This is a genomic window from uncultured Salinicola sp. (assembly GCF_937921195.1).
GTDB lineage: Bacteria > Pseudomonadota > Gammaproteobacteria > Pseudomonadales > Halomonadaceae > Salinicola.
The window spans coordinates 1-9,137 of record NZ_CALFQK010000195.1 but is presented as its reverse complement, the minus strand read 5'-3'; the positions used below and the strand labels follow the sequence as shown (position 1 = coordinate 9,137).

Annotated in this window: 9 protein-coding genes; 6 read left to right on the top strand and 3 right to left on the bottom strand. The window is 62.7% G+C overall.

Translation table 11 applies throughout. From position 1 onward, the window contains the following. Positions 1–928 (bottom strand): phage major capsid protein, P2 family (locus Q0602_RS23050; protein ID WP_298848373.1); only part of this gene is annotated, 928 nt, incomplete at its 3' end. Between the two features lie 13 nt (positions 929–941). Next, positions 942–1,760, bottom strand: a complete 819-nt coding sequence (locus Q0602_RS23045; protein WP_298848371.1) for a GPO family capsid scaffolding protein — start codon at positions 1,758–1,760, stop codon at positions 942–944. Positions 1,761–1,920: 160 nt separating this feature from the next. Between Q0602_RS23045 and Q0602_RS23040 the strand changes: the two genes are divergently transcribed. The 4 genes from Q0602_RS23040 to Q0602_RS23025 all read left to right on the top strand — a co-directional run bounded on the left by Q0602_RS23040 (position 1,921) and on the right by Q0602_RS23025 (position 6,606). Beyond that, positions 1,921–3,699, top strand: a complete 1,779-nt coding sequence (locus tag Q0602_RS23040) for a terminase family protein (protein WP_298848369.1) — start codon at positions 1,921–1,923, stop codon at positions 3,697–3,699. After that, a complete protein-coding gene (locus tag Q0602_RS23035) occupies positions 3,696–4,745 on the top strand; it encodes a phage portal protein (RefSeq protein WP_298848367.1) in 1,050 nt (349 codons plus the stop codon). Before Q0602_RS23040 ends, Q0602_RS23035 begins: the two co-directional genes overlap by 4 nt. A gap of 824 nt (positions 4,746–5,569) precedes the next feature. Continuing rightward, positions 5,570–6,106: an HPP family protein gene (locus Q0602_RS23030; RefSeq protein ID WP_298848365.1), complete on the top strand. Its 537-nt coding sequence runs from the start codon at positions 5,570–5,572 to the stop codon at positions 6,104–6,106. A gap of 182 nt (positions 6,107–6,288) precedes the next feature. Continuing rightward, on the top strand, positions 6,289–6,606 hold the full coding sequence (locus Q0602_RS23025; RefSeq protein ID WP_298848363.1) for a hypothetical protein: 318 nt from the start codon (positions 6,289–6,291) through the stop codon (positions 6,604–6,606). A gap of 79 nt (positions 6,607–6,685) precedes the next feature. Here Q0602_RS23025 and Q0602_RS23020 read toward each other — a convergent pair whose 3' ends face one another. Further along, positions 6,686–6,892 (bottom strand): hypothetical protein, encoded by a 207-nt coding sequence (locus Q0602_RS23020; RefSeq protein WP_110707995.1) that lies wholly within the window; start codon positions 6,890–6,892, stop codon positions 6,686–6,688. A 373-nt stretch (positions 6,893–7,265) separates the two neighbouring features. On the opposite strand from Q0602_RS23020, the gene thpD reads away from it, so the two are divergent. Both thpD and Q0602_RS23010 read left to right on the top strand, forming a co-directional pair. Next, positions 7,266–8,216 (top strand): ectoine hydroxylase, encoded by a 951-nt coding sequence (gene thpD / locus Q0602_RS23015; RefSeq protein WP_298848361.1) that lies wholly within the window; start codon positions 7,266–7,268, stop codon positions 8,214–8,216. A gap of 198 nt (positions 8,217–8,414) precedes the next feature. After that, positions 8,415–9,077: a fumarylacetoacetate hydrolase family protein gene (locus Q0602_RS23010; RefSeq protein ID WP_298848360.1), complete on the top strand. Its 663-nt coding sequence runs from the start codon at positions 8,415–8,417 to the stop codon at positions 9,075–9,077. Positions 9,078–9,137 lie beyond the last annotated feature (60 nt).

Here is a 9,137-nt window from a genome sequence, read left to right as displayed (position 1 = left end):
AGCGGCGACGGCTGCCGTTCTGCCAGTAGAGCGACAGGTTGCTCAGCGCGGTGATGAAGATCGTCCCGTCCGGCACGAACGGTGCGCGCACGGCTTGCAGGCCGCCAACGCGCTCCTGGCTGATGATCAGATCCAGCGCGCGCTGCTCGCTTGGCGGCTGATTCTTGTTGACCAGCGGGAAATACTTATCGGCGAGCAGTTTGCGGCCCATGATCACCACCAGATCGGTGGATTCACGGAACCACGGGTCGATCATCTCGTTGACCGCGTCCATGACGAGGGCGTCGAGGTTGGCGTAATCGCCAACGATCCCGATCACCTTGCCTTCGGCGTTTGTCTTCTCGGTGGGGTCGATGACGATTTGGCCGGCCGTTGCGGCGCCGGTCATGACGCGCTGGGGGGCGTGATCGCGGTACTGCTGCAGCCAGCCCTTGTTGACGTCCTGTAGCAGCGGGTTTGCAGCTCGATCGGTCTCGACGGCTGCCGTCGTGCCGTTGAATCCGATCATGATCCGGTCCAGCGCCTGCTGGCGCAGGATCACGTTACGAACGCGAGTCTGGAAGTCCTTGAAGCGTGACCAGGCGTCGAGCTTGCCCCAGGGAATGGCCGTGTCGAACTCGGTGGACACACACTCATAGGTGTTCGCGCTCAGGGCGGTGACGTCGCGCGGCGAGCGGTCTTTGGCCGAGACGTCGGTACGACCGGCAATCGGGCCGGTGACGCCGAGGCCGAGCTTTTCGCCCTTGAGCTCGTCGACGCCGATCACGTTGATCAGGCTGAGGAATTCGCTCGATTCCTGGATGCGTGTTTCCAGCGTCTGCTGGACGCTGGGCTCGACCGCGAAGGATTCCGTCGCGGAATTGACACCGGACAGCTGGGCGATGTGTGCGGTCAGGCGGTTGAAGGCGACGCGAGTATCGTTGCGCATGGTGTGGCGGTCCTTAGCAGTCAGTCAGTTCGGTACCGCCGTTGCCGCCGAGAGCGGGTGAGCGGAGCGGTTGATCGGGGGTGTTGTCGAGCGTGTTGAACAGCTCGTCGAGCTTGGTGCGCGTCTCTTCGTGCGCGGTTTGCAACTCGGCGAACGCGTCCGCGGTGGGGCGCTGGGCGATATCGGCCTCGAGTGCCGCGTGGCGCTGGACGAAGAGCCCGAGCGTCTGCTCGAGATCAGTGCGGAACGCGGCGAAGCCTTTTTCCGTCTTCGCGTCGTGTCGCTTGAACAGGGCTTTCACGCTATCGAGCAGCGACGGGCCGGTGTCGGCCGGCGGCTCGACGTAGCCGTCGAGATCCGTCTCCACGGCGGCGGAGAAGAGGTTTTCGCGCCGCGTCTTGCGACCGGCAATCGGCGATGCATCGCCGGCACTGGCGCTGAACTGGAGCATCTGCGTTCCCAGCGATGCCGGGTTATCGGTTACGGCCAGGCCCACCAGGTAGGGCTCGCCGGTGCCGGCGAAATCCGGGTCGACTTCCATGGACGAATAGACTTTCTGGCGCAGCTTGTTCAGCGCCTTGAGTTCGTCGGTCGGGTCGATCTCCGCATGAAGTTGAACCTTGCCGGCGTCGTTTTTTTCGACTTTCAGCGCCGTGACGTCGCCGTACGCTTTGAAAGGGCTGTCGGGAAGCACGCCCTTGATGTGTTCGAGATTGACGCGACATCCGTAGGTCTTCGGGTCGAAGTTCGCGGCCATCTTCTCGAGCCAGTCGGCCGGAATCTGACGGCCATCGGTGGTGGCGCCTTCGGTTGCGATAACGTGCCAGGGCATGGGGTTTCCTCAGCGGGTGAGCTTGGCGAAGTCGGTTTCGGTACAAAGTGCGGTCAGGTTCCGCGCCGACTCTCATTCGCTCAACCAAGCCGCGTTGTAGATTCGCGATCTACAACGCGCACGCCGATGGAGACGTCTATCGCGCGGGTACGCTGGCCGCATGACGACGACAGCCCCCGACACTCACGACTCCCCGCGACTCACGGCCCGCCACTTGTACTGGCAGGGCTGGCGCGTCGCGCGCATCGCTGAATTCCTCGAGATGAAAGCGGCCACGGTCCATAGCTGGAAAGATCGCGACGGCTGGGAAGAGGCGACCCCGACCCAGCGTGTCGAGGGAGCCCTCGAGGCGCGTCTGGTCCAACTGATCAGCAAGGAGCGGAAGGGAAACGGGGATTACAAAGAGATCGACGCCCTCGGGCGGCAGATCGAGCGCCTGGCGCGGGTTCACAAGTACGCGGAGACGGGGAAGGAGGGCGACTTAAACCCGAAGCTCGCCGCGCGCAACGCGGGCGAGAAGCGCAAGCCGAAGCGCAACGCGCTGACCGAGGAACAGTTCGAGGCGCTGGAGGCGGCGTTCTTCGAGTCGCTGTTCGACTACCAGCTCACCTGGCACGCGGCCGGCGAAAAGCATCGGATCCGCAACATACTGAAGAGCCGCCAGATCGGTGCGACGTTCTACTTCGCCCGCGAGGCCATCGTCGACGCGTTCAAAACGGGGAAGAATAAGATCTTCCTCAGCGCCTCGAAGGCTCAGGCCCACATCTTCAAGAACTACATCATCCAGTTCGTCAAAGAGACCTGCGACGTCGAGCTGAAGGGCGATCCGATCATTCTCGACAACGGCGCGGAGCTGCATTTTCTCGGTACCAACTCGAAAACCGCCCAGGGCTACCACGGCGACGTTTATCTCGATGAATACTTCTGGATCCACGGCTTCGAGCAGTTCCGGAAAGTCGCCTCGGCGATGGCGACGCACAAGCAGTGGCGGCAGACCTACTTTTCGACGCCGTCATCGATCGCGCACGAGGCGTACACGTTCTGGACGGGCGAGCGGATCAACAAGCGGCGCAAGAAAGCCGACCGGGTCGACATCGACGTGAGCCATGCCGCGCTCGCCGGCGGTGCGCTGTGCGGGGATCGCCAGTGGAAACAGATCGTGACGGTCCACGACGCCGAGGCCGGCGGGTGCGACCTGTTCGATGTCGAGGATCTGCAGTTCGAGTACAGCGCCGACGAGTTCGCCAACCTCTTCGAGTGCGAGTTCGTCGACGACAGCCAGTCCGCGTTTCCGCTCGGTGTCATGCAGGGCTGCATGGTCGATGCCTGGGAAGAGTGGGAGAGCGTCTACCGCCCCTATGCACCGAGACCTGTCGGCAATCGCGGCGTCTGGATCGGTTACGACCCGACCGGGCGCAACGAAGACGGCGACGGGGCGGGGCTGGTCGTGGTGCTGCCCGCGCAGGCGGCAGGGGAGAAGCATCGGATTCTCGAGCGACACCGGCTCAAGGGGCAGGACTACGAAGAGCAAGCGGCCTTCATCCGCAAGTTCGCCGACAAGTACGACATCGATCACATCGGCATCGACACCACCGGGATCGGCGCGGCCGTGGCCGAGCACGTCGAGAAGTGGTTCCCGCTCGTTACCCGCTATCACTACACCGTCGAGCTCAAGACCCAGATGGTGCTGCAGGCACAGCAGATCATCCGCAAGGACCGGCTCGAATTCGACGCCGGCTGGGTGGATCTCGCCCAGTCGTTCATGGCGATCAAGAAACAGCTCACGGCCAGCGGCCGCCAATTCACCTACGTATCCGGGCGCAATGCGCAGACCGGCCACGCGGATCTCGCGTGGGCGACGATGCACGCCCTGCACTTCGAACCGATCGACGGCCCGGCCGGCGAGACCAGCGAATCAATGATGGAGTTCTACGAATGAGCGAGCCAGTCGCCGCCAAGCCACGCGTCCGCGTTCCCGCGATCATGGGGCAATCCAGCGAGCCAGCCCGGGCCGAGGCGTTCAGCTTTGGCGATCCGGAACCGGTCACCACCATGCGCGACGTGTTCTATGAGGGCGTCTGGCTCTCGCCGAACGAGTGGTACGAGCCGCCGGTACCGTTCGACGTTCTCTCGAAGAGCTACCGCGCCACCGCCCATCATGGCTCAGCGCTACAGGTGAAGCGGAATATCCTTCTACGCACCTTCAAGCCGCACCCGCTGCTGAATCGACAGACATTCAGCGCGCTGGCGCTCGATCACCTGGTGTTCGGCAATTGCTATCTGGAGGAGATCCGCGGCCGTCTGGGGCGGCTGCTCGAGCTGCAGCGCCGCCCGGCGAAGTACATGCGTCGCGGCAACCGGAATCGCTACTTCTGGGTACCGGACTGGGTGAACAAAGCCGAGCTGCCCGAGGGTCGGACGATCCATCTGATGGAGCCGGACATCGACCAGCAGGTATATGGCCTGCCTGACTATCTGGGCTCGCTGCAGTCGGCATGGCTCAACGAGAGCGCGACACTGTTCCGGCGCCGGTATTACCTCAATGGCTCCCATGCCGGGTTCATCATGTACGTGAACGACGAGGCGCACGACAAGAAGGATATCGACGCGATGCGCCAGGCCCTCAAAGAGTCGAAGGGCGTCGGCAACTTCAAGAACCTGTTCATGTACGCGCCGAAGGGCAAGAAGGACGGCGTCCAGATCATCCCGGTATCGGAGGTGGCGGCTAAGGACGAGTTCTGGCACATCAAGAACATCACCCGCGACGATCAGCTCGCCGGTCACCGGATCCCACCGCAGCTGATGGGCATCATCCCGAGCAACACGGGCGGGTTCGGTGACGTCGAGAAGGCCGCCAGGGTGTTCGTGGCCAACGAGCTCGAGCCGCTGCAACAGACCATGCTCGAGATAAACGACCGCGTCGGTGAAGAGGTGGTGCGGTTCGACCCATACTCGCTGGACTCCCCGCGAGCAGTCGACCCCTAGCGCGCCCAGCTTGTAAACTGCTGACTTCTAGTAGACCTCGCCGCCCGCCCGGGCGGCATTTTTTGCCCGCGCGATGTGCCCACAACAAACGCGACGCGTTAGATTTTCGATTCGCATGCGTCCCCGACGCACCGCCAACGCAGCCGCCAGGGCGGCGCGGCGCTTTTCCCATTCCCGCTCTCGGTTCAGCTCCCCATCAGCCCGCAGGCGGCACGCCTACCCCTGCCACGGGCCTCGGCGCGCACCCGAGCCGCGCGATCAGCACCCCGCCCCGCCCGCGCGCTAAATGGGTCGGAAATTACGCACCTCTGCAGGAGGGCGGAAGCCGCGCCAGTACTGGCCGCATTGGGGGTTATAAGGGTGCAATTTTTTATGCGGATATATGCAAAATGTCGGCTTATCCACACCTGGTTCGCTGTCTCGCTGCTATGATTGCGACGACTCGCGTAGATCGATAGACAACCCAGGTTCTCCATGGCTCTCCACGTGGTGCATTATTGGTACAGTCGGTGTGCCAAAAAGTGACCATCGATGACTTGTCAGGTTAGCGCTAGAGGCCCGTATTTACTGAGATTGTTGGGCGAATCCCGCGTAGCGTGGTACTTCGCTCTTGCATTCGTAATGCGTAGGTCGGTGGTTCGAGTCCACTTACCGGCACCAGGTACTCCTTCCTCTTTGACGTCTTGCTTCCTACCCAATCCCCTTGTGTCATGCACGACAGCGGCCGTCTGGCGCTACATACGACGCTCCCCGCATGTCGATTTGGCGAGCTCTCTCTCCGGTGGCAAGATATCGCTCCTTTTTTCACCGGCTTTGGCATCACGATGGTCAGACGATATCTCGGCAAGATGAAGGGCTCGCCACCGAGCCGCCAGGCACCCTGCTGGCGAGATGCGGTGTGGTCGTGGCTGGGCGCGTTTCTGGGCATGGCCGGCGTGGGTTGGCTGAGCGCGCAATCGCTTCAAGCCCATTCGCTATTGATGGTCGGTTCGTTCGGCGCGACGTCCGTACTGCTCTATGCGGCACCGGAGAGCCCGCTGGCGCAGCCACGCAACGTGCTGTTCGGCAACCTGCTCTCGGCGCTGTGTGGCGTGCTGGTCTGGAAGCTGCTCGGCGATAGCTGGGTGGCGGCGGCGGTCGCGGTATCGACATCCATTCTGCTCATGCAACTGACCCATACCCTCCATCCGCCGGGTGGCGCCACCGCTCTCATCGCGGTGATCGGTTCCGCCGAACTCCATACGCTGGGCTGGTCCTACGCCTTTTTCCCGGTCGCGACCGGCTGCCTGCTGATGCTGCTGATCGCGGTGTTGATCAACAACCTGGCGAGGCATCGTCGATACCCGCTGCACTGGTGGTAGGGCGCTCGAGAGGTCGGTTCCTCACCCTTTTCGCGATCGCAGTACCACACCTTTCAGGCGGCAGCCTGCGGTGGTGCTCCGTACACTCAGGCTTTTCGTCGGAATTTCGCCTCGAAAGCGGGTCGATCCGGATGGGTCGGTGCTGACGGTCGATATTGACGGGCTAATGAGACGGGGATGCCATGAAAACCTTTCGCTATGTCATGACCGTGATCGGCGTGGTGAGTTGGGGCCTCGGTGGAAGCGCGGCCTGGGCCAAGGGTGTGGATGCGCAGGCGCCGATGGACTGCACCGACTTCCGTTGCCATTTCGGGGATGTACTCAAGGCCGACCCGCCATTGATCGCGGAGCCGTTCGTTTCCTTCTATCGCGACCAGGTCGTCAAGCCGATGCGGCCTTACCACGACTGGGAGCCCACGGCCCGGCAACGGCCGGCATCACCACCGCCCCGGGACAGTCTTTCCGCTGAGGCGGCGAGCGGATCACCGGCTCGGGACTGATCGTCGCACTACCGATCCTTGTTCTGCCTCGAGGCGCCATGCGCCTGGGCCATGTTGCATGGCAACGACGCCCTGACCGTCACGCGGCATTGGCCCGCTCTTGTCCGGAGCGTCGTTTCCTGTCGCGAGACAGGGCGATCATCGCTTTCTCCAGATCCGCGGAGTAACACTTGAACGCCGTGCAGTTGGCGCACCGGACCTGTTGTCTCTCGTCGGCTCGCACCGGGAGATAGAACTGGTCGTGGTCGCAGATCGAGCAGGTGAGGTCGAGCGTGACGCGAATCATGGCGCACCTCTGGAGAGGGTGGAGGTTGGGTCATCGTCGTTTCGTGGGCCGTAGTGTGGCCGGCGTGTGTGACGCGATGATGAATAGCGTGTTGCCCCTCGCTTTTCCGCCCCATTGCCCGTCGTGGATAATTCAGGATTATTTGATTTACGTTATCGTTGGCGTGATCGGTGAGTGTCACCGTGGCGTCTCCGGACGAGAGACATCGAGGTTGAAATCCCTCGGCTCTTTTCTAGGATAGGTATCCCACTGAAAGACAACTGAGGATCCTTTGACCCTTTCCTAATCAAGTTTAGTGCAGCGCATCATGTCGTTTTGCGTATCGCACCTAGGACTGGATCTGAACCCTGATCACAAACTTGGAGGTGATTGGATGTCAGTACAGACCGCATCCCCCAAAACCCGAAACTCCGCGTGGACGAAGCAGGATCGCTATCCGACACGCTTGCGTCAGCCGCAGGACGCGCTCTGGCAACAGCGTAGGGAGGACGTCGTCAAGGGGCGCCATCTCGATGGTCCGCTGAACGGCGAGCAACTGGATCGTTTCGAACGTGACGGTTTCCTGTTCGAGCCCAATTTTCTGGGCGAGTCCGAACTCGACGAGTTGCGGAAAGAGCTCGCGATCATGCTTGACCGTGACGACTTCCGGGATCGGGATTTCTCGATCACCGAACCCCAGAGTCACGAAATCCGCTCGCTGTTCGCCGTCCACCACCTGTCCCGCCGTTTTGCCGAACTGGCGGAAGACGAGCGCATGGTGGGCCGCGCCCGGCAGATCGTCGGTGGCGATGTCTACGTGCATCAGTCGCGGATCAACTACAAGCCCGGCTTCCACGGCAAGGGCTTCAACTGGCACTCGGACTTCGAGACCTGGCACGCCGAAGACGGCATGCCTGAGATGCACGCCGTCAGCGCCTCCATCGTGCTGACGGACAACCATCATTTCAACGGCCCGTTGATGCTGATCCCCGGCTCGCACAAGGTGTTCGTGCACTGCCTGGGCGAGACGCCGGACGACAACCACAAGCAGTCGCTGAAGCAGCAGGAGCTCGGGGTGCCCAGCAACGATGCGCTGCGCGAGCTGATCAAGGCGCGCGGCATCGAAGCGCCCACCGGCGCCGCCGGCGGGCTGTTGCTGTTCGACTGCAACACGCTGCATGGCTCCAACGCCAACATGTCGCCGGACCCGCGCAGCAACGCGTTCTTCGTCTACAACCGTCGCGACAACGCCTGCGTTCAGCCGTTCGGTGCCAGGAAATCGCGACCGTCGTTCCTGGCCCACCAGCCGGACGAAGTGTGGACGCCGCAGCAGGGCACCCACTGAGGCATCCATGACCGCCGTCCTGCGCTGTCGGGCAACTCGGGGCGTCAGGTCGATGTGATGCCATAAGCCGCCGTTGGAGGTAGACTCGTCGAGTTGCCGCCAGCGGCGGCTTCTTGTGTCTGGAGGTTGCCGTTTCGACGAGAAATCCGGGTCGTCGTGCGGTTCGTCACGTTCATCGCCATGACTTTGGAGTTCGACATGTCCTTTACCACCCGATTCGTCGACGGTCTCGAGACCGGCCTGCCGCTGGGCAAGATTCTCTGCGTGGGGCGCAACTACGCGGAACATGCCAAAGAGCTCAACAACCCGGTTCCCAAGTCGCCGATCCTGTTCATCAAGCCCCCGACCAGTGCCGTCGAACTTGAAGAGCCGATCGAGCGTCAGTTCAGCCACGGCGAGGTGCATTTCGAGACCGAACTGGCGCTGCTGATCGGCGAACGCATGAGTCGGGTCAGTGCGGAGGAGGCGATGAACGGCGTGGCAGGGGTCGGCCTGGCGCTGGATCTGACGCTGCGCGACGTGCAGTCCGCGCTCAAGGAGAAGGGGCATCCATGGGAGCGGGCCAAGGCGTTCGACGGCGCCTGCCCGATCTCGCGGTTCGTACCGGTGGAGGGCGAGGTCGACTGGGGCGCGATCACTTTTCACCTCGACATCAACGGCGAGCGCCAGCAGAGCGGCAAGACCAGCGACATGCTGTTCGACATGCCGGCGTTGATCGAAGAGATGACCCGGACCTTCACTCTCGAGCCGGGCGACGTGATCCTGACCGGCACGCCTTCCGGCGTGGGCCAGCTGCCGCGCGATGCCGTTCTCGGGCTATCCCTGTCGCTGGGCCTGGATGTCGGCACGCGTACGCGATAAAACCCGCTACGGGCTACGGGCTACGGGCTACGGGCTACGGGCTACGGGCTACGGGCTACG

What these genes read in the sequence shown, in the direction of transcription:
- Q0602_RS23030 (WP_298848365.1), top strand. Translation starts at nt 5,570, where the DNA reads ATGGTCAGACGATATCTCGGCAAGATGAAGGGCTCGCCACCGAGCCGC.
- Q0602_RS23035 (WP_298848367.1), top strand. Translation starts at nt 3,696, where the DNA reads ATGAGCGAGCCAGTCGCCGCCAAGCCACGCGTCCGCGTTCCCGCGATC.
- Q0602_RS23010 (WP_298848360.1), top strand. Translation starts at nt 8,415, where the DNA reads ATGTCCTTTACCACCCGATTCGTCGACGGTCTCGAGACCGGCCTGCCG.
- Q0602_RS23025 (WP_298848363.1), top strand. Translation starts at nt 6,289, where the DNA reads ATGAAAACCTTTCGCTATGTCATGACCGTGATCGGCGTGGTGAGTTGG.
- thpD (WP_298848361.1), top strand. Translation starts at nt 7,266, where the DNA reads ATGTCAGTACAGACCGCATCCCCCAAAACCCGAAACTCCGCGTGGACG.
- Q0602_RS23045 (WP_298848371.1), bottom strand. Translation starts at nt 1,760, where the DNA reads ATGCCCTGGCACGTTATCGCAACCGAAGGCGCCACCACCGATGGCCGT.
- Q0602_RS23040 (WP_298848369.1), top strand. Translation starts at nt 1,921, where the DNA reads ATGACGACGACAGCCCCCGACACTCACGACTCCCCGCGACTCACGGCC.
- Q0602_RS23020 (WP_110707995.1), bottom strand. Translation starts at nt 6,892, where the DNA reads ATGATTCGCGTCACGCTCGACCTCACCTGCTCGATCTGCGACCACGAC.